This is a genomic window from Tolypothrix sp. VBCCA 56010 (assembly GCF_050875635.1).
In the GTDB taxonomy this organism is placed as follows: Bacteria; Cyanobacteriota; Cyanobacteriia; order Cyanobacteriales; family Nostocaceae; genus Hassallia.
This window is the reverse complement of the sequence record NZ_JBPAOH010000541.1, coordinates 1-219: the sequence shown is the minus strand read 5'-3', so window position 1 is coordinate 219 and position 219 is coordinate 1. Positions and strand designations below refer to the sequence as shown.

General features: G+C 55.7%; 1 pseudogene. It reads right to left on the bottom strand.

The annotated features are described in order from the left end of the window. Positions 1-219, bottom strand: a pseudogene (locus AABK37_RS42275) (WD40 repeat domain-containing protein); the annotation flags it as partial.

The window sequence follows — 219 nt, the reverse complement described above, 5'->3', positions numbered from 1 at the left end:
GAAGGGTTCAGCCCTTTGCTGACCTGGGAAATTCCACAACCGCACAGTGCCGTCTTCACCTGCACTGACAATCGTCTGCCCATCCGCGCTAATAGCGACAGACAAGACCCTACCCTGATGACCACCGAAGGGTTCAGCCCTTTGCTGACCTTGGAAATTCCACAACCGCACAGTGCCGTCTTCACCTGCACTGACAATCGTCTGCCCATCCGCGCTAAT